General features: G+C 72.8%; 13 protein-coding genes. 8 read left to right on the top strand and 5 right to left on the bottom strand.

From position 1 onward, the window contains the following. Positions 1-71 precede the first annotated feature (71 nt). The 4 genes from ACZ51I_RS02565 to ACZ51I_RS02550 all read left to right on the top strand — a co-directional run bounded on the left by ACZ51I_RS02565 (position 72) and on the right by ACZ51I_RS02550 (position 4,032). Positions 72-1,430, top strand: a complete 1,359-nt coding sequence (locus ACZ51I_RS02565; protein ID WP_468871008.1) for a glycosyltransferase family 4 protein — start codon at positions 72-74, stop codon at positions 1,428-1,430. Between the two features lie 133 nt (positions 1,431-1,563). Continuing rightward, a complete protein-coding gene (locus ACZ51I_RS02560) occupies positions 1,564-2,298 on the top strand; it encodes a class I SAM-dependent methyltransferase (protein WP_468871007.1) in 735 nt (244 codons plus the stop codon). Continuing rightward, positions 2,295-3,386 (top strand): prenyltransferase, encoded by a 1,092-nt coding sequence (locus ACZ51I_RS02555; RefSeq protein WP_468871006.1) that lies wholly within the window; start codon positions 2,295-2,297, stop codon positions 3,384-3,386. The genes ACZ51I_RS02560 and ACZ51I_RS02555 overlap by 4 nt, the downstream gene beginning before the upstream one ends. 142 nt (positions 3,387-3,528) lie before the next feature. Beyond that, the gene (locus ACZ51I_RS02550; RefSeq protein WP_468871675.1) at positions 3,529-4,032 is read left to right on the top strand and encodes a hypothetical protein; all 504 of its coding nucleotides are present in this window, start codon (positions 3,529-3,531) and stop codon (positions 4,030-4,032) included. A gap of 2 nt (positions 4,033-4,034) precedes the next feature. On the opposite strand, the gene ACZ51I_RS02545 is transcribed toward ACZ51I_RS02550, so the two are convergent. The 3 genes from ACZ51I_RS02545 to ACZ51I_RS02535 form a co-directional block, all read right to left on the bottom strand. Further along, positions 4,035-5,045 (bottom strand): LLM class F420-dependent oxidoreductase, encoded by a 1,011-nt coding sequence (locus ACZ51I_RS02545; protein ID WP_468871005.1) that lies wholly within the window; start codon positions 5,043-5,045, stop codon positions 4,035-4,037. Between the two features lie 108 nt (positions 5,046-5,153). Beyond that, complete coding sequence (locus ACZ51I_RS02540; protein ID WP_468871004.1) at positions 5,154-6,011, bottom strand: hypothetical protein; 858 nt, start codon at positions 6,009-6,011, stop codon at positions 5,154-5,156. Between the two features lie 119 nt (positions 6,012-6,130). After that, on the bottom strand, positions 6,131-7,060 hold the full coding sequence (locus tag ACZ51I_RS02535) for an N-acetylmuramoyl-L-alanine amidase (protein WP_468871003.1): 930 nt from the start codon (positions 7,058-7,060) through the stop codon (positions 6,131-6,133). A gap of 619 nt (positions 7,061-7,679) precedes the next feature. Between ACZ51I_RS02535 and ACZ51I_RS02530 the strand changes: the two genes are divergently transcribed. Then, positions 7,680-9,284 (top strand): hypothetical protein, encoded by a 1,605-nt coding sequence (locus ACZ51I_RS02530; RefSeq protein WP_468871002.1) that lies wholly within the window; start codon positions 7,680-7,682, stop codon positions 9,282-9,284. Between the two features lie 29 nt (positions 9,285-9,313). Here the strand turns inward: ACZ51I_RS02530 and ACZ51I_RS02525 are convergent, their stop codons facing one another. After that, positions 9,314-9,943, bottom strand: a complete 630-nt coding sequence (locus tag ACZ51I_RS02525; protein ID WP_468871001.1) for a class I SAM-dependent methyltransferase — start codon at positions 9,941-9,943, stop codon at positions 9,314-9,316. A gap of 580 nt (positions 9,944-10,523) precedes the next feature. Here ACZ51I_RS02525 and ACZ51I_RS02520 point away from each other — a divergent pair. Together ACZ51I_RS02520 and ACZ51I_RS02515 are read left to right on the top strand one after the other, a co-directional pair. Beyond that, positions 10,524-15,269: a ricin-type beta-trefoil lectin domain protein gene (locus ACZ51I_RS02520; RefSeq protein WP_468871674.1), complete on the top strand. Its 4,746-nt coding sequence runs from the start codon at positions 10,524-10,526 to the stop codon at positions 15,267-15,269. Between the two features lie 10 nt (positions 15,270-15,279). Continuing rightward, positions 15,280-15,948 carry a hypothetical protein gene (locus tag ACZ51I_RS02515; protein WP_468871000.1) on the top strand — a complete coding sequence of 223 codons (669 nt, stop codon included), beginning with the start codon at positions 15,280-15,282 and terminating at the stop codon, positions 15,946-15,948. 101 nt (positions 15,949-16,049) lie between these two features. Here ACZ51I_RS02515 and ACZ51I_RS02510 read toward each other — a convergent pair whose 3' ends face one another. Beyond that, positions 16,050-16,631 carry a hypothetical protein gene (locus ACZ51I_RS02510; protein WP_468870999.1) on the bottom strand — a complete coding sequence of 194 codons (582 nt, stop codon included), beginning with the start codon at positions 16,629-16,631 and terminating at the stop codon, positions 16,050-16,052. A gap of 120 nt (positions 16,632-16,751) precedes the next feature. Here ACZ51I_RS02510 and ACZ51I_RS02505 point away from each other — a divergent pair, with 120 nt between their 5' ends. Next, positions 16,752-18,932: an acyl-CoA dehydrogenase gene (locus tag ACZ51I_RS02505; protein WP_468870998.1), complete on the top strand. Its 2,181-nt coding sequence runs from the start codon at positions 16,752-16,754 to the stop codon at positions 18,930-18,932. The last annotated feature ends 12 nt before the right edge of the window (positions 18,933-18,944 follow it).

The following is an 18,944-nucleotide window of genomic DNA, read 5'->3' as shown; positions in this document are numbered from 1 at the left end:
GTCTGAAACTTGTTCTAGATTAGCGCGAGCGGTTACGCTCCGGCGAAACGCACGCTCGAAGGGGGTCGCGCATGACCGCTGAGGCCACAGAGGCAAGCCCCCGGCAGGGCGTCACCGCGGCCGGTGACATCCCCCGAGCTCTCGGCTCCGCTCGAACAGGGGGGACCCCCATGTTGCGGATCGCTCTTCTCACGTACAAGGGGAACCCGTTCTGCGGCGGTCAGGGCGTCTACGTCCGGCACCTCTCCCGCGAACTCACCCGCCTGGGTCACACCGTCGAGGTCATCGGCTCCCAGCCGTACCCGACGCTCGACGAGGGCGTGCCGCTCACCGAGATCGCCAGCCTCGACCTCTACCGCTCGCCGGACCCCTTCCGGACCCCGAAGCGCGAGGAGTACCGGGACTGGATCGACGCCCTCGAGGTCGCCACCATGTGGACCGGCGGCTTCCCCGAGCCGCTCACCTTCTCCCTGCGGGCCCGGCGCATGCTCGCCGCCCGCCGCGGCGACTTCGACGTCGTCCACGACAACCAGACCCTCGGCTACGGACTCCTCGGCGGCCCCCGCGCGATCGGCGCGCCCCTGGTCACCACGATCCACCACCCCATCACCGTCGACCGGCAGCTCGAACTCGACGCCGCCGCCGACTGGAAGCGCCGGGTCTCCGTCCGCCGCTGGTACGCGTTCACCGGCATGCAGAAGAAGGTCGCCCGCAGGCTGCCGTCCGTGCTGACCGTCTCCGGCACCTCCCGCCAGGAGATCGTCGAGCACCTCGGCGTCCGCGAGGACCGCATCAAGGTCGTCCACATCGGCGCCGACACCGACCTCTGGTCCCCGGACCCGTCCGTCGCCGAGGTCCCCGGCCGGATCGTCACCACCTCCAGCGCCGACGTCCCCCTCAAGGGCCTGATCCACCTGATCGAGGCGCTCGCCAAGCTCCGTACCGAGAACCCCGGCGCGCACCTCGTCGTCGTCGGCAGGCGCGCCGAGGACGGCCCGGTCGCCCAGGCCATCGAGCGGTACGGGCTCGACGGCGCCGTCGAGTTCGTCAAGGGCATCAGCGACGCGGAGCTCGTCGACCTCGTGCGGTCGGCGCAGGTCTCCTGCGTGCCGTCCCTGTACGAGGGGTTCTCACTGCCCGCGGCCGAGGCGATGGCCACCGGGACGGCGCTCGTCGCGACGACCGGTGGGGCGATTCCCGAGGTCGCCGGGGCCGACGGGGAGACGTGCCTGGCGGTGCCCCCGGGCGACGCCGGGGCGCTGGCCGCGGCTCTGGGACGGGTGCTCGGCGACCCCGAGCTGCGGGCGCGGCTCGGCGCCGCGGGCCGCGCGCGCGTGCTGGACCGGTTCACGTGGGCGCGTGCCGCGCAGGGGACGGCCGAGCTGTACCGCGAGGCCGTGGCCCGTCAGGGAGCCGGAGTCCGCCGGTGAGGACCCGCCCGGTGTACCGGGCACGACCCGGTGGACGGGTGGTGCCCGCCCGTTCCGCCCCGCGGCACGCCTGCCCACGACCCGGCGGCGGCACCCGCCCCCAACCCTCCGTCAACTCCGAAAGGCAGACCTCGTGCTGACCGTCGACTTCACTCGCTTCCCGCTCGCCCCCGGCGACCGCGTGCTCGATCTGGGCTGTGGTGCGGGCCGGCATGCCTTCGAGTGCTACCGGCGCGGCGCCCAGGTCGTGGCCCTCGACCAGAACGGCGAGGAGATCCGCGAGGTCGCCAAGTGGTTCGCGGCCATGAAGGAGGCCGGGGAGGCCCCCGCCGGCGCGACGGCCACCGCGATGGAGGGCGACGCGCTCAACCTGCCCTTCCCCGACGAGTCCTTCGACGTCGTCATCATCTCCGAGGTCATGGAGCACATCCCGGACGACAAGGGCGTGCTCGCCGAGATGGTCCGCGTCCTCAAGCCGGGCGGCCGGATCGCGATCACCGTGCCCCGGTACGGCCCCGAGAAGGTCTGCTGGGCGCTCTCCGACGCGTACCACGAGGTCGAGGGCGGCCACATCCGCATCTACAAGGCCGACGAGCTGCTCGCCAAGATCCGGCAGGCCGGCCTCAAGCCGTACGGCACCCACCACGCGCACGCGCTGCACTCGCCGTACTGGTGGCTGAAGTGCGCCTTCGGCGTCGACAACGACAAGGCGCTGCCGGTCCGCGCGTACCACAAGCTCCTCGTCTGGGACATCATGAAGAAGCCCGCTCTGACCCGGGTCGCCGAGCAGCTGCTCAACCCGGTCGTCGGCAAGAGCTTCGTGGCGTACGCGACCAAGCCCCACCTTCCGAAGGTCGACGCCAAGTGACGTTTCCCGAGCGGATCGCGGAGCACCTCGTCCTGCCCGGGGTGCTCACCGCCGAGCAGGCCGCCGAGACCGTGGCAGGGATACTCGCCGTGCAGCGCGAGGACGGCGCCATCCCCTGGTTCCGCGGCCACCACCTCGACCCGTGGGACCACACCGAGGCCGCCATGGCCCTGGACGCGGCCGGCGAGCACGAGGCCGCCACGCGCGCCTACGAGTGGCTCGCCCGGCACCAGAACGCCGACGGCTCCTGGTACGCGGCCTACCACGACGGCGACCCGGAGCAGGTGACCGACCGGAGCCGCGAGTCCAACTTCGTCGCGTACATCGCGGTCGGCGTCTGGCACCACTACCTCTCCACCGGCGACGACGCCTTCCTCGACCGGATGTGGCCCGTCGTCTACGCCGCCGTCGAGTTCGTCCTCGGACTCCAGCAGCCCGGCGGCCAGATCGGCTGGAAGCGCGAGGACAGCGGCGAGGCCGTCAACGACGCGCTGCTCACCGGCAGTTCCTCCATCTACCAGGCGCTGCGCTGCGCCCTCGCCGTCGCCGAGGCCCGCGAGGAGGCGCAGCCCGACTGGGAGCTGGCCGCCGGAGCCCTGGGCCACGCGATCCGCCGGCACCCCGAGCGCTTCCTCGACAAGTCCCGCTACTCGATGGACTGGTACTACCCGGTCCTGGGCGGCGCCGTCACCGGCCCCGAGGCGACCGCCCGGATCGCGGCCCGCTGGGACGACTTCGTCGTCCCCGGCCTCGGCGTCCGCTGCGTCGTCCCCAACCCGTGGGTCACGGGCGGCGAGAGCTGCGAACTCGCCCTCGCCCTCTGGGCGACGGGGGAGTCCGACCGGGCCCTCACGATCCTCCAGGACATCCAGCACCTGCGCGCCGGGAACGGCATGTACTGGACGGGGTACGTCTTCGAGGGCGCCACCGAGAGCGACAAGGCCATGTGGCCCGAGGAGCAGACCAGCTGGACCGCCGGCTCCCTCCTCCTCGCGGTCGCGGCCCTGGGCGGCGAGGAGGCGACCGTCGCCGTCTTCGGCGGCGAACGGCTCCCCACGGGTCTCGAACCGGACTGCTGCGGGACGTAGCCCCGGGAGGGGCCCGGCGGGGGCCCCGTACGGAGTCGTCCGGGTGGCGGGCGCGGCGGGCCCGGGTGAGGCTGGCGGCACTGTCGTCAGGGAGGTCCCCGTCGTGTCCGGAAGAGTCTCGCGCGGAGTCGTGGCGCTGCTGATGTCCTGCGCCCTGCTCCTGACCACCGCCGCCTGCAAGGACGACGACTCGAGCGCGAGCGCCGCCGCGACCCCCACGGCCTCCGCGAGCTTCGAGCAGCAGAAGCTGGCGAAGACGCGGTTCGTGGCCAACGCCGGTCTGGCCGCGGGCGCCACGTACCAGTGGATCGTGAAGCCGTACCGCGCGGGCACGTTCAAGAAGGGCGCCGACGGCCGGACCCTCGCCCTGGTGAAGGCGGGCCTCGCGGGCGCGTTCACGTACAACCGGCTCAAGGCGGCGGTGAACAACGCCAAGGGCGACCCGCTGCTCTCGAAGGCCGTCGCGCCGCTCTCCGCGGGGATCGAGTCGCTCAAGGACCTCGGGACCAAGCTCCGGAAGGGCGAGGCGGGCGCCGCGGACGTCGGCGCCTTCGAGAGCGTCATCAACAGCGTGAAGGACGCCGGCCGGAGCGCCGGTGCGAACGTCGTGGACAAGGTGCCCAGCGCCTCACAACTCAGTGGCTGAACCTATGAGTTGAGCTCCGCCAGGAGGCGGAGTGTGGCGGGGTCCGGAGCCGTGACCAGGAGGTCCGTCACCGGACCCCGCCGCCATGCCTCCAGGCGCCCGGCGATCCGCCTCCGGGGGCCGACGAGCGAGATCTCGTCCGCGAAGGCGTCCGGTACGGCGAGCACGGCCTCCTCACGCCGGCCCGCCGCGAACAGCTCCTGGATCCGGCGGGCCTCCTTCTCGTACCCCATGCGCCCCATCAGGTCGGCGTGGAAGTTGCGGGCCGTGTGCCCCATGCCGCCGATGTAGAAGCCGAGCATCGCCTTGACCGGGAGCAGCCCGACCGCCACGTCCTCGCAGAGCCGCGCCCGGACCATGGGGGCGACGAGGAAGCCCTCGGGAAGCGTGTCCGGCAGGGCGTACACCTCGGCCCAGCGATCGGGCGTCCAGTAGAGAGGAAGCCAGCCGTCGGCGATGGCGAGGGTCTGCGCGATGTTCCTGGGGCCCTCGGCGCCGAGCAGGACGGGGACGTCGGCCCGCAGCGGGTGCGTGATCGGCTTGAGGGCCTTGCCGAGGCCGGTGCCGTCCGGGCCGCTGTACGGGTGGGAGTGGTGGCGTCCGTCGAGCCGGACGGGGGTCTCGCGCCGCAGCACCTGCCGGACCACGTCCACGTACTCACGGGTCGCGGTCAGCGGGGAACGGGGGAAGGGGCGCCCGTACCAGCCCTCGACGACCTGCGGCCCCGACAGGCCGAGGCCGAGCAGGACGCGGCCGCCGGAGAGGTGGTCGAGCGTGAGCGCGTGCATCGCGGTCGTGGTGGGAGCGCGGGCGGCCATCTGCGCGACGGCGGTGCCCAGCCTGACGCGGCTGGTGTGCGCGGCGATCCAGGTCAGCGCGGTGAAGGCGTCGGAGCCCCAGGCCTCGGCGGTCCACACGGAGTCGTAGCCCAGCCGCTCGGCCTCGCGGGCGAGCTCGAGATGGGCGGGGGAGGGGCCGCGGCCCCAGTAGCCGAGAGCGAGACCGAGCCGCATGCCCCACATCCTCTCTGACGCATCGTCAGGTAAGCGCTGCGGGGACTGTACGGCAACGGCCCCCCGCCCGGAAGGGATCCGGGCGGGGGGCCGTTCGCGGGAGGGGCGTCAGCCGCGCTGGATGCCCGTGGTGTCCTGGAGGACGCCGCGGCGGCCGTCCTGCGTCTGGGCCACCAGGGCCTGGCCGCGCTGCTCGACCGCGAGGTACCAGGTCCCCGGGGCCAGCTCGGCGATCGGCGCCTGCGAGCCGTCCTCCGCGTACAGCGGGCGCGCGACCGGGACCGCGAACCAGAACGGCGCGAAGTCCGAGGCCGGCTGCGGGGCCGGGGCGGCCGCCTGCGGCTCGGGCTGCTGAGCGGCCTGCGGCTGCGGGGCGGCGGCCTGCGCGCCGAACGAGTGGCCGGCACCCTGCGAGGGGTCCTGCGGCCCGCCGTACTGCGGCTGCTGCGCGCCCGGGTAGCCGTAGCCGCCGGGGACGCTCGGCTGACCCGGGTGGCCGTGCTGCACGCCGTACGGCTGGGGGGTCTGCGGCGCGGGCGCGCCGACGAGCGGGGCCTTGAGGGCCGGGACCAGCGGACCGGCGACGGCGGCACCGGCCAGGACGAGAGCGGCGATGAGACCGAGGATCAGGCCCGCGCCGGCGTTCTCCGACTCGAAGATCCACATGAGGAGGGTCCAGGCGGACGCGATGGTGAACGCGGCGCCGACCTGGCCGAGTTCCAGGCCGGCCACCTTGCGCTGCGCCGGCAGGGCGCGGGCGGCGATGACGAGGGCGGCGCCGGCGATGCCGAGGAAGAAGGAGCCCCAGCCGAGGTACGAGATCTCCCACGAGTTCGTGGTGGGGATCTGGTCGCAGATGTCGTCGGCGGCCTTGCAGCCGGAGATGTCGAGGAACGAGGCGATGAACAGCACCACCGCTGCACCGATCAGCACGCCATCGCCTCGGGTGAGGGAGCGGATATTCACGTAAGAGTCCTTCGTCGGGTCGTCGGTCGTCGCGTCGGGGTGGCGCTCGGGTTCGTGGCGCCCGGGTTCATGGCACGGGGCGGCCCCATCGTACGGAGCGAATCTATCGCCCGCGGGTTCTACCCCTTGAGGTAGGTCGCGATGCCGTCCGCCAGTCCCTGCGCCGCCTTCTGCCGCCATGTCGACGACGTGAGCAGCTGGGCGTCCTTCGGATCACGCATATTGCCGCATTCGACGAAGACCTTGGGCACGGTCGAGAGATTGAGGCCGCCGAGATCGTCCCGTACGTCCAACCCCGTACCGGAACCGATGTAGTTGGCGGGTGACGTGCCGGTGGCGCGGACGAACCGGTCCGCGATCCGCTCGCCGAGGGCGCGGGAGGGGGCGACGATCCGCGTGGTGTCGGCGGAGCCCGCCCGTACCTTCGCGGGCAGGATCACGTGGAAGCCGCGGTGGCCGGCGGCCGAACCGTCCGCGTGGACGGAGACGACGGCGTCGGCACGGGCGGCGTTGCCGATCCTGGCCCGCTCGTCGATGCAGGGGCCCCAGGGGCGGTCGCCGTCGTGGGTGAAGACCACCCGGGCGCCGCGCGCGGTGAGGAGGTCCCGAAGCCGGTGGGAGACGTCGAGGGTGAACGAGGCCTCGGTGTACCCGGCGTTGGTGGAGGTGCCGGTGGTGTCGCACTCCTTGCGGTTCGTCCCGATATCGACCTTCTGGTTGATTTCCGTGGAGTGGCGGAAATTTCCGGAGTTGTGGCCGGGGTCGATGACGACGGTCCTGCCCGCGAGCGGGCGGCCCGCCTGGGACTGGACCGGCGAGCGGGTCGGCCGGGGGGTGGCGGAGGGCGGGGCGACCGGCGGCCGGGACGCCGTCCCGCTCTCACCCTGGGGCGCCGCCTGGCTCCCCTGGGACGTCTGGGACGCAGGGGCCTTGCCTGACGGTGGTGAGGCCGGGGAGGCCGCGCATCCCGCGAGCACGGCGCAGCAGCCCGTGGCGGCGAGAGCGAGGACGAGGGGGCGGCGGGCGGTGTTCCGGTGGTCGTACGGCACCCCGCGACTTTAGGCCCTGTGCGGGGTGAAATGCCGCAGCGGGTACGTCGCAGCTTGGTCACCGGCCTCGCGGAACGGTGGACGCGTGTGAGCGAACCGTGAAGGGTAGGTGGGAAGAGGCGACGGTGGGGTGACACCGCGCATGGACCCACGAGGGGGAACCGTGGTGGGGGAAGAACCGAACGACGCACGTCCCGAGCCGAACGACGCACGTCCGGAGCCGAAGGACAGACCTCCGGGCGACGGCCTGAACCAGCAGAACGAGGCGGCCTCCGGAACACCTTCCGACGCGGGGGTGCCTTCCGGGGCGACTTCCGGGGGGTCTGCGGGGGCGCCGGAGCCGCCCTGGGCAGCTCCGGCCTCCACTCCTGCTCCAGCGCCGGCTCCGTCGGCCCCGGACGTCCCCGCCGCCTCCGGCGCGGGAACGCCCACGCTCGCCTTCGGCCCGCCGCCCGGCGCGGGGACCGAGGCCGCTCCTCCGGCGCCCGCGGCGACTCCGCTCGCCGCCGCGGCGGCCACGCCGTCCGGTGCTCCGTCGGGTCCGGCGGCCGGTGCCGGTCCGGGCCCGGCGGCCGGCCCCGGTCCCGCGCCCGCGCCCGGCTGGGCCGGTGCCGGGACCGTGCCGCCGCCGCCCGGCGCCCCGCCCGGCTTCGGTCCGCCGCCCGGCTACGGCCCGCCCGGTTACGGACCGCCGCCCGGGTACGGTGCCCAGCCGCCCGCGCAGCCCCCCGGCGAAGCGAACCCGGCGCAGGCCGCCATGATCGGCCTGCTCAACCTCTCCTGTCTGGGCCTCGGATACGTGCTGCTGCGGAACTGGATCGGCGCGGCGCTCTGCTGGCTCGCCACCGCCGCCCTGCTCGTGGCCGCGCTCCCCGCCGACGTCGACGGCGTGCCCTTCGGGCTCCTCGTCGGCTACGGCGTCTTCCTGCTCGCCGTCGCCGCCGACGGCGCCCGGCGCGGACTGCGGGCCACCCTCCGGATCGGCGCCTCCTTCCGGCGCCTGGCGCTGCCGCTCGCCCTCGTGCTGCTCGCCGTGCCCGCGGGCGGCTCCCTCGCGTACGGCGCGGCCCGCGACGAGGCGAAGGAGCAGGCGCTGCTCGAACGGCTCGCTGCGGCGGACGCGCAGGTGAAGTCCGCCGACGGCCTCGCCTTCGACAAGGCGGAGCCGACCCTCCGCAAGGCGCTCGACACCTATGAGGACCTCGGCACGCAGCACGCGGGCTCGCGGGCCGGGAAGCTCGTCCCCGACCGCCTCGACGCGTACTACAAGACGGTCTCCGCCCCGTACGAGAAGAAGGAGTACTGCGCGGCCGTCCCGCCGCTCAAGCACCTGCGGGAGCTGCCCGCCACGGTGGACAAGGAGCTGCTCGGCTCCCGGCCCGCCAAGACCGACGAGCCGCTGGCCGAGTCGCTCTACGCCTGCGGCACGGCGGCGCTGGGCGTGCAGACGGCGAACCCGCCGGCGAGCGAGAGCCTCAACGAGCTCCTCGACACCTTCCCGGAATCGTCCCAGGCGGCCCGCGTCGAACCGGCCGTCCGCGCGGCGATCAAGACCCGGACGACGGCTCTCGCCGGCGCGGAGCCCTGCGACGCCACGGAGGAGCTGCGCGCGCTCCGCTCCTCCCTCGACAACATGCCGGACCCGTCCTTCCAGGCCGCCTCGAAGGAGGTGGCGGACGGGGTCCAGAAGGGCGACTTCGCCTGCGGGACCGACCAGTTCAAGGACAAGGAGTTCGCCACCGCGGCCACGACCATGACCGAGTACGCCCAGACGTACCCGAACAGCCCGCAGGCCGCCCACGCCCGCTCGATCGCCATCGCCGCCGAGATCGCCGAGGAGGAGCCCGCCGCCGGCAGGAGCCTGCCCCCGGCCGACGTCCCCGGCGGCACCCGGATGGTCATGGTGGTCAGCAACGACGGCCCCGGTGAGGTCGAGCTGCTCTACACGGGCCCCATGACCGGCAAGGTCACCCTCAAGGCGTGCGGGACCTGCACGAAGTACAAGACGCCGCTGCTCGTGAACTCCCCGAAGATCAAGGCCTGCACGGGCCCGTCTTCGAAGTACCCGAAGGCGACCCTGCTGCTGCCCGCCGGCGACTACCACTTCCTCCAGAAGCGGGCGGCCACCCGCACCTCGACGGCGGGCGACACCAAGTCGAGCAAGACGAAGATCGAACCGGGCTACAGCTACACCAACTGCCTGTACGTGACCTCGCTGTTCTGAGCCGTCACGCCCCCCGCGCCGCCGACCCGTCAGCGGCGGCGCAGGACCCGCAGCGAGTCGGTGACCGAGACCTCCTCGAAGTCACCGGACTCCAGGGCACGGAGGTAGATCCGGTACGGGGCCTGGCCGCCGTCCTCCGGGTTCGGGAAGACGTCGTGGATGACGAGCAGGCCCCCGGGGGCGACCTTGGGGGCCCAGCCCTCGTAGTCGTTCGTGGCGTGCTCGTCGGTGTGCCCGCCGTCGACGAACACGAGCCCGAGCTGCCCGCCCCACACCCGCGCGACCTGCGGCGACCGCCCGACCACGGCGATCACGTACTCCTCGAGGCCCGCCCTGCGCAGGGTCCGGCGGAAGGTCGGCAGGGTGTCCATGAGCCCCACCTCCGGGTCGACCACGCTCGCGTCGTGGTACTCCCAGCCCGGCTGCTGCTCCTCGCTGCCCCGGTGGTGGTCCACGGTCACCGCGACCGTCCCCGCCCGCCGGGCCACATCGGCGAGCAGGATCGTCGACCGCCCGCAGTACGTCCCGACCTCGAGCAGCGGCAGCCCGAGCTCGGCGGCCTCGACGGCCGCCCCGTACAGCGCGAGCCCCTCCCCGACGGGCATGAACCCCTTCGCGGCCTCGAAGGCGGCAAGGATCTCGGGCGAGGGCTCGGACATGGTGACTCCTACTGGCGGGTACGCGGTTACGGGCGCCATGGTGCCCTATGCGCCCCAGGTGAACCACACCGTCTTCCCCTCGGCCGCCCCGTCGCCCCCACCGGTCCGTCACGAGTGCCGTCCTCGCCCTGTGGAGCCGCGCAGCGCGGCGACCTCTCCGGTGAGCGGATCTCCGTTCCGCGTAACGAACTTCGAGGCCGACTCTTGCCGAGCGATGTTTACTCGGGGTTAAGTAGCGTCGCGCGCGTCTCGGGACCGACCATCCCGTCGTGACGCGCGCTACGTCATCGGCGGTCGGGGGGACAGCACCGCCACGGGGAAGGGCGGCATCGCCACGTCGTGATGCCGGTTCGCTGTGAACGTCGCCCAGGTCACCCCTGCCTGCCCTCGTTCCCTGTGAAGGATGCCTTCCTTGCGGTTCAAACCGGGGTTGTTCCACTCCCGACCACGCTCGTCCACCACCCTCACCACCCGTCTCACCACGGCCGTCACGTCCGTCGCGGCCCTGGCCGTCCTCGGCGGCCTGGCCGTCCCGCCCGACCTGGCCGCGCTGAGCGCCGCCCGGAACGCGGCGCCGGACATGGCGCCGGTGGCCGACTCGTACGACGGCTACGACGCCAGGACGGCCCAGCAGCTGCGCGAGGACCAGTGCATGGGCACCGAGGCCCTGCGCATGGGCGGGCCCAATCTGTACGCCCTCGCGCAGGGCGCCCTCGTACTGCCGCCCGACCAGCTTCACGAGAAGCTCAAGCGGAACATGTACGACGACAAGACCCCGCTGCACGCGGCCTGGAACGCGGACGACGCTCTCGGGGACCAGTGGATCGACAAGGTCCAGAAGCAGGGGTACGCCTGGTCCAGCGCCACCAGCGGCCTGGAGTCCTACCCCGGCGCGCCGAAGGACCCCGGCAAGATCTTCGACCGGACCGGGCTGCTCCCGTGGCTGTACCAGGGGTACTCGGCCCCGCTCAACGTGTTCAACCCCTTCTACGACTCCTCGCCCACCGCCGACGACGAGACGAAGGCCGCCGCGCTCGCGATCGGCGACCCGCTCTACACCAGCGGCGGGACGCCGCAGGAGCAGGAGGCGTGGGCGCTGTGGAAGAAGAACTCCGGAAAGATCGAGCCCAACCAGCTCTTCGTGCCCCGGGTGTTCGCCGATGACGCCCGCATCTTCCTCGCCTCCGGCGGCTTTCCCCGTACGGCTCCGCAGCCGGACAGCCCCGAGTTCCGGATCGCGGTCGAGGACCTGAAGGCCCGCTTCGGGGCCTGCGCCTGGCACGACCCGATCGACCCGAACAAGGTCCTCGGCAAGGAGGTGGCGCAGGCGGCGGCCGAGTGGCAGCAGGAGATCAGTGGCCAGACCGCGCAGCGGCAGCAGATCCTGACCGCCGGCAAGGACGCCACGAAGGCGCTGCAGGACGGCACCTACGCCCTCAGCATGCTCCTCGGCCAGTCGTGGCTCGCCGACTACTACACCCGCTGGCAGGACCATTGGGCCCCCGGCGGCGTGGGCTGGATCGGTGACAGCCCCACGGTGATCGAGGTGCCGGGCGCGCCGGGCATGTGCCTGGACGTCCAGGGCGGCGGCAAGACCAACGGCACGCCGGTCCAGATCTACACCTGCAACGGCGGCGCCGCGCAGCAGTGGACGCTGGAGGGCGGCGAGGAGGACCTGCACCTCCGCAACGTCAACTCGTTCAAGTGCCTGGACGTGGCCGGGAACGCGTCGGCCAACGGTACGAAGATCCAGATCACGGACTGCTACAGCACCAAGGGGCAGTCGTGGAAGGGCGACGTCCGTGCCGCCTCGCCCCTGAAGAGCCTGACCACCGGCAAGTGCCTGGACCTCGGCGCGTTCACCAAGAGCACGGACGCGCGGCTGTGGGACTGCAAGGGCACCAGCGCGCAGAAGTTCCTGGTCAAGCCGTCCGGACACAAGGGCACCGACAGCCTGTCCTACCCGGACAAGGCGCAGTTCGACAGGGCGAAGAAGGGCCTCACCGACGCCCAGGCGGCGGCGAAGACCCACCTGGCCACCGTCAGGGCCCAGCTGGAGAGCGCCAAGAAGTCGGCCGTCTCCTCCGACGCGGCCGTGCAGGCCGCGTACGGCATCGCGGACGCCGCCGGCGCCCCGCGCGGCCGGGGTCTCCTGGTCGGCCAGCAGAAGGCGCAGGTCATCAAGGGGGCCGTCGCCGCGCTCACGGCCATGGTGAAGGCCGGTGAGACCGCCGAGGCCGCCACCAGGGCCGCCGCGGGTGACAGCGCGACCATCACGCAGCGCGCCCTCGCCCAGACCGCGCAGGTCAACGCCGAGTTCCGCAAGGAGGCGGCGCACACCGCCGCGTTGCAGGCGAAGGCCGCGGCCGACGGCGCCAAACTGCACCGCGACAACGCGAAGAAGGACAAGGAGACGGCGGAGGCCAAGCTCACCGTCGCTCTTAAGGCCGAGGGCGACGCCAAGGCGGCCGCCGCCGACGCCCACGCCAAGCGTCTCGCGGCCGAGTCCGAGGAGGCCAAGGCGAAGGCGGAGAAGGACACCGCCGCCGTCAAGCAGAACGAAGCGGCCCAGCACAAGCAGACCGCCCAGACCGAGGCGGCGAACGCCCAGGACGCCAAGGAGAAGGCCGAGGCCGCCGAGCAGACCGCCGTCGCGCGCAAGAACGACGCCGTCAAGGCGCGTGACAACGCCCGCGACCTCAACGCCGACGCGTGGGACGCCGCTCAGAAGGCGGACGCGGCCCGCGCCAAGGCGGACGCCAAGAAGGCGTACGCGCAGGCCCACGAGGCCGACGACAACGCCCAGGAGTCCAGGGCGGCGGCGGACGCGGCCGACGCGCACGCGAACGACGCCGAGGCCGCCGCGGGCCGGGCCCGTACCGCGGCGGACGCCGCGAGCCGGGCGGCGGCCGAGGCGGATGCCGCGGCCACGCGCGCAGAGGCGGCCGCCAAGCGGTCCCGCGCGAACGCGGACGCCGCCCAGGCCGCCAAGCTGAAGGCCGACGCCGCGGTGAAGACCGCGACCAGCGCCGCCGCCGACGCCATCGAAGCCTCCGGGCACGCCGCCGAGGAGGCCAAGGCCGCCGTCAGGCTGGCGGAGGAGGCGGAGAAGCTGGCCAAGACCGCCAAGACCCAGGCGGACGAGGCCAACAAGCAGGCCGCCAAGGCCCTCGCCGCCGCCGCGAAGGCGGCGGGCTTCGCGTACGTCACCGCGCAGGCCGCGGCCGACGCCGGCAACGCCGCCGTACAGGTCGCCAAGCCCGCCAACGACGCGATCCAGCTCGGCTCGCCCTACGCCGCCACCGACTCGGCCGCCGGCCTGGTCGTCCTGACCGGGCAGGCGTCCAAGACGATCGCCGACCAGCAGAAGGCCGTCGCCGACGCCCACGCCAAGAACGCGCAGGCCGAGGCCGCCGCCGCGAAGAACATCGCCGACCAGGCGACCGGCGACGCGAAGCTCGCCTACCAGTACGCGGCCGACGCCGCCGGACACGCGGCCGACGCCCGCACCTACTCCAAGGAGGCCCTCGGCTACGCGGCCGACGCCGCCGTGGCCGCCTCGAAGGCCGCCGCGTCCCTGGCCCGCACCGTCGAGTACGACCGCAAGGCCGCCGAGGACGCCGCCGCCGCCGACAAGGCCGCCGGCCGTGCCGAAGGCTACGCCCGCCAGGCTCGCGACTCCGCCGACCAGGCCGCCCTCGACGCCCAGGCCGCCCGCGACGCCGCCGCCGCGGCCGAGCAGTCCGCCAAGGACGCCCGCGCCGCCGCCGACCGCGCCGCCACCGCCGCCACCGAAGCCGAACAGGCCGCCAAGGACGCGCTGAAGTACGCCCAGGACGCGCAGAAGGCCGTCGACGAAGCGGTGCGCAACGCCGCGGACAAGCAGGTCTCGACCGGTGCGGGAACCGGAGTCGGCGGCACGTGGTACGTCGTCGACGAGGACAGCATCGAGATCACCGACGCCAAGCAGCACGAGCCCTGCGTGATCACCATCGGCTTCGAGGGCTGCACCACCACCTTCACGGTCACCTTCAGCGCGGTGGTCGACTTCTTCCTCTGCACCGATCCCGCGGTGGCGGCAGGCGCCGGCAGCTGCTCGAGGGCGGACACCCTGCTCATCGAGAGCAAGCGGATCCCCGGCCTGAAGAAGGACGTCACCCGGTACTTCTCCAAGCTGGAGCTCATTCAGGAGACCCTCACCTACAAGCTCATCAAGGCGGTCCTCGTCCAGGACTTCGTCGACTGCTGGCACGGCAGCATCAGCGGCTGCGCCTGGGCGGCGAGCAACTTCATCCCCGGCAAGGCGTTCGGCAAGGTCTTCGAGGGGATCCGGGCCCTCGACGCCGCCATGAAGACCGGCGTCGGCGTCCGGGACGCGTTCAAGGCCCTCCAGACCCTCGACCTGGACCCCGGAACCATCGCCAAGCTCAACTCCCTCGTCAACGCCGAAGAAGCCCTGTTCACCGCCTGCAAGGTGAACAGCTTCCCCGGGACCACCCGGGTGCTGATGGCCGACGGCTCCCAGCGGCCCATCAGCCAGGTCGGGGTGGGAGACCTCGTCAAGGCCACGGACCCGGCGACCGGCCGGATGGAGGCCCGACGGGTCACCGACACCTTCGCGCACGACACGCGGCGCCTGGTGGACATCACCGTCGCCGGCGGAGGGAAACTGGCCAGCACCGCCGGCCACAAGTTCTACGTGGTGGAGCACGGCTGGACACGGGTCTCCGACCTGCGCGTCGGTGACCGCCTGCGCACTCCCGACGGCTCCGTCCGCGCGGTGACCGCTCTCCTGGACCGTTCGGGTCTGGCGCCGCGTACGGTCCACGACCTCACGGTCGACGACCTGCACACGTTCTTCGTGCTGGCGGGCGTCACCCCGGTCCTCGTCCACAACTGCAACGTCGCCCTGGGGTGGCAGCGGGGCGGCGCGCTCGACGAGTGGGCCAGGGCGAACAAGTTCGCCACGTTCTCCCTCGCGTCCCCGAGCGACTTCGCCCAGATCGTGGAGAAGGCGGTCGCCGACCCGAAGGTGATCCTGCACATCAACATGACGGGGCTGAGCCAGCACGGAACCTTCGTGGAGGCCGCTCAGCGGGGCCTGACGTACGGTGAGGCCGGAAAGGCCACGGACTACGAGATGTCCATGATCGCGAGGGCTCTCGTCAACGGCCAGCGCCCGTGGAACTCGATCAAGTTCTACTCGCCGACGGGGCCGAACGGGGCCATGGAGCTGGTTCCCCCGACGAACATGCCGGACCTGTCGGTGCTGAAGGGGGACATGCCCCCGGTGAAGGGCTCGATCATCGGATACTGCCACTGCTGAGGAGGTGGACATGGACGCCCACAAGGAGGAAGACCTGTACCCGGACGTGACCGCGTCGGGCGGCCTCGTACCGGCCCTGCGGCAGGCGGCGGAGCTGCGCGGCCTCGACATCGGCCTGCCGCCCTGGGCCACCGACGCCGTCGGCATCGACACGACGAGAGGCTCTCTGTCGGTCACCACCGCGACCGGGGAGCGCCTGTTCCGGCTGCGTACGTACATCCCCGATTTCGGCTGGGACATCGGTTCCACGGACGATCTCGGAACGCTCGTGGAGGCGATCGCCGCATGGCGTGAGGGCGTGCCGATCGACGAGTTGAAGGAGAGGTTCGCCTTCCTGGACCTCGACGAGTTCACCGGGGCGCTCGAAGCCGGAGAGCCCACCTCCTCGCAGTGGGCGACCCTCCTGTCGTCCGAGTACTACCAGGGGCAGCGGAGCCTTCTGCGCCGCCTCCACGCGGACGAGGTGCTGCGGAACGCGTTCCCGACGATGACGCACCGCACCGTCCGCCTGCAGGTGGACCCGATGCACTGGATGAGCCGTCAGGTTCTGGTGCACGAACCGGACGAGGGCCGCTACGAGGTCAGGCATGTCGGGGCGCCGGGAGCGGACTGGACCGAGGTGCCGAGCGACGACCTGATCGCCCATCTGCGAGCCGCACTGTACGACCGGTCACCGTGACGGCTCGATGAAACCGAAGCCCCGCCGGGCGACCGGCGGGGCTTCTCCGCTCTCCGGTGCCTGCCAGGCCTCCGGGAATCGTGGCAGGCACCAACTGGGAATCAGTCGCCGATGCCGAGGTCGGTGCGCATGGCCTTCTTCATCGCCCCCAGGTACGGCCAGACGTCCTGATGCAGTTCGTCCTCCATGACCGCCAGTTCGGCCGCGTACGCGGAGGGCTCCGCCGCGTACCCCTTGAGCCTTCCGTAGGCGCCGTTGAGGCGTTTCTTCGCCGTGCTGGAGGCGCGCGACACCGGGTCGGGGACGATCATCTGGGACTCCGAGTAGCTGTCCCGGTAGGCCGCTCTGGCCACCTCCAGGTCTTCCAGGGAGGCGACGGCGTCCTCGCCGCGCCGCAGGGCGTGGAGATGGTTGGTCATCGCCGTGAGGTACTGGCGCGCGGCGGTGTTCAGCGCGATGTAGCAGGCGCGTCGGCGTTCCAGGCTCTCGCGCCGGGCTTGCCGCGTCTGCTCCGCCCGGAGCTGTTCCTCGGCGTGAGCGCGTTCCTCGCGCCGCTGCTCGGCGGCGGCCCGAAGCTCCATGCGCTTCGTGCGGTCCGCACGGTTCTGCGTCAGCAGCGCGGCCCCCAGCGTTCCCGCCACGCCGACCACCGCGATCAGCAGTGCCGTCAGGCTTCCTCCCATGTCGCCCCCTGTGTGCGGTTCGGTCTCCGCGACGATGCTGTCACAGCGCCGGCAGCAGGACCCGGGGCAATCCGGTTTCTGACCTTCCGTCAGAATGGAACGTGTTCTAGCCTGCGCCCCATGGGCATCGCCATCACGCACGAACAGCGGGAGCTCGCCCGATCCGTCCGGGGCTGGCTCGCCCGCGCCGTACCCCCCGGGGAGGTCCGCAAGCACCTGGACGTCCCCGGCACCGCCACCGGGCGGCCCTCGTACTGGGACGGCGCCGCCGAGCAGGGGCTCCTCGGGCTGCACCTTCCCGAGGAGTACGGCGGCGGGGGCGGCGGTCTCGGGGACCTCGTCGTCGTTCTGGAGGAGGCCGCGCGAGCCCTGCTGCCCGGGCCCTGTCTGCCCTCCGGACTCGCCGCCGAACTCCTCCACCGGTGCGGGCGGCACGAGGAGGCGGGCGCGCTCGCGCGGGGAGAGCGGATCGGGGCCGTCGCCCTCGGCGGCACCGGCACCCTCACCGCCGTCCGCACCGCGAGCGGATACCTCCTCGACGGCACCGCGCCCCCCGTCCTCGGCGGCGCCCAGGCCGACCTGGTGCTCCTCCGGGCCGCCACCGCCGACGGCTCCGTCTGGATCGCCGCCGCCACCGAGAGCCTCGCCGTCCGCCCGCACGAGAGCGCCGACCCCACCCGGCCCACCGCCGAGGTCACCGCACGGGCCCTCCGCGTCCCCATCGACCGCGGTCTCGACCTCGACACCGCCCTCGTCCATGACCTCGCCGCCGTCCTCTTCGCCGCCGACGCCTGCGGCACCGCCGCCCGCGCCGTCGAGACCGCCGCCGAACACGCCCGCACCCGCGAACAGTTCGGCCGCCCCATCGGACAGTTCCAGGGCGTCAAACACCTCTGCGCCGACATGCTCGTCCGGCTCGAACAGGCCCGCGCCCTCACCTGGGACGCCGCCCGCGCGGCCGACGACGCCCGCGCCGGCCACGACGAGGCCCGCTCCCTCACCGCCGCGCTCGCCGTCGCCACCGCCCTCGACAGCGCCTACACCTGTGCCAAGGACTGCATCCAGATCCTCGGCGGCACCGGTTTCACCTGGGAGCACGACACCCACCTGCTGCTGCGCCGCGCGGTCGTCGCCCGCCAGCTCCTCGGCACCGGCGACCACCACCGGCTCGCCGCCCTCCGGCACGCCGCCGCCGGTGTCCGGCGCGGCCTCCGCCTGGACCTGCCGCCCGAGGCCGACGTCTACCGCCGCGAGGCCCGCGAGGCCCTCGCCCCCGCCGTCGGGCTCGACCCGGCCGCCGCCCGGCGCGTCCTCGCCCCCACCGGTCACGCGGCCCCGCACCTCCCGGAGCCGTACGGGCTCGGCGCGGGCCCCCTCCAGCAGCTCGCCGTCCAGAAGGAGCTGGACGAGGCCGGGATCACCGTCGCCGGGCTCGGCATCGCCACCTGGGTCGTGCCGTCCCTCCTCGCCCACGGCACCCCCGCCCAGCAGGCCGAGCACCTCGGCCCGACCCTGCGCGGCGAACGCCTCTGGTGCCAGCTCTTCTCCGAGCCCGAAGCGGGCTCCGACCTCGCCTCCCTCCGCACCCGCGCCGAGCGCACGGAGGACGGGCGCTGGCGGATCAACGGGCAGAAGGTGTGGACGAGCGCCGCCCAGTGGGCCCATCACGGCATCCTGCTCGCCCGCACCGACCCCACCGCCCCCAAGCACCAGGGGCTCACCTACTTCCTCGTCGACATGCGCAACACCCCCGGGATCGACATCCGGCCGCTCAAGGAGATCACCGGGGACTCCCTCTTCAACGAGGTCTGGTTCGACGACGCCCTCCTCCCCGCCGACGCCGTCGTCGGCGAGGTGAACGACGGCTGGCGGGTCGCCCGCAACACCCTCGGCAACGAACGCGTCCACATGGCCGACCAGGTCGCCTTCGACACCGGCCTCGAAGCGCTCATCGAACGGGCCGGGACGGTCGACGGCTCCGTACGCGCACGGATCGGAGCACTGCTCGCCGAGGCGCACGCACTCGCGTGCATCGGCCTGCGCACCACCCTGCTCCAGGTCTCCGGTCTCGAACCCGGCGCGGGCGCCAGCGTCCGCAAACTCGTCCAGACACTCCACCAGCAGAAACTCGCCGAACTCGGCCTCGAACTCCTCGGCCCCGAGGGCGCCGTGCGCGAGGGTCCCGGCGAGCGGGCCGTCCACGGCCTGCTCATGTCCCGCTGCCTCACCATCGCGGGCGGCACCACGCAGGTCCAGCTCAACGTCGTCGCCGAGCGCCTGCTCGGCCTCCCGAAGGACTGAGGGGAAACTCGT

The organism is Streptomyces sp. NPDC034084 (assembly GCF_055575535.1).
Note: the sequence above shows the minus strand (reverse complement) of the source record. Positions and strands in the feature narration are given on the sequence as shown.

Excerpts from the sequence above, each read along its gene's own strand:
- ACZ51I_RS02565 (WP_468871008.1), top strand. The coding sequence starts at position 72 with ATGACCGCTGAGGCCACAGAGGCAAGCCCCCGGCAGGGCGTCACCGCG.
- ACZ51I_RS02550 (WP_468871675.1), top strand. The coding sequence starts at position 3,529 with ATGTCCTGCGCCCTGCTCCTGACCACCGCCGCCTGCAAGGACGACGAC.
- ACZ51I_RS02545 (WP_468871005.1), bottom strand. The coding sequence starts at position 5,045 with ATGCGGCTCGGTCTCGCTCTCGGCTACTGGGGCCGCGGCCCCTCCCCC.
- ACZ51I_RS02525 (WP_468871001.1), bottom strand. The coding sequence starts at position 9,943 with ATGTCCGAGCCCTCGCCCGAGATCCTTGCCGCCTTCGAGGCCGCGAAG.
- ACZ51I_RS02520 (WP_468871674.1), top strand. The coding sequence starts at position 10,524 with ATGGCGCCGGTGGCCGACTCGTACGACGGCTACGACGCCAGGACGGCC.
- ACZ51I_RS02515 (WP_468871000.1), top strand. The coding sequence starts at position 15,280 with ATGGACGCCCACAAGGAGGAAGACCTGTACCCGGACGTGACCGCGTCG.
- ACZ51I_RS02510 (WP_468870999.1), bottom strand. The coding sequence starts at position 16,631 with ATGGGAGGAAGCCTGACGGCACTGCTGATCGCGGTGGTCGGCGTGGCG.
- ACZ51I_RS02505 (WP_468870998.1), top strand. The coding sequence starts at position 16,752 with ATGGGCATCGCCATCACGCACGAACAGCGGGAGCTCGCCCGATCCGTC.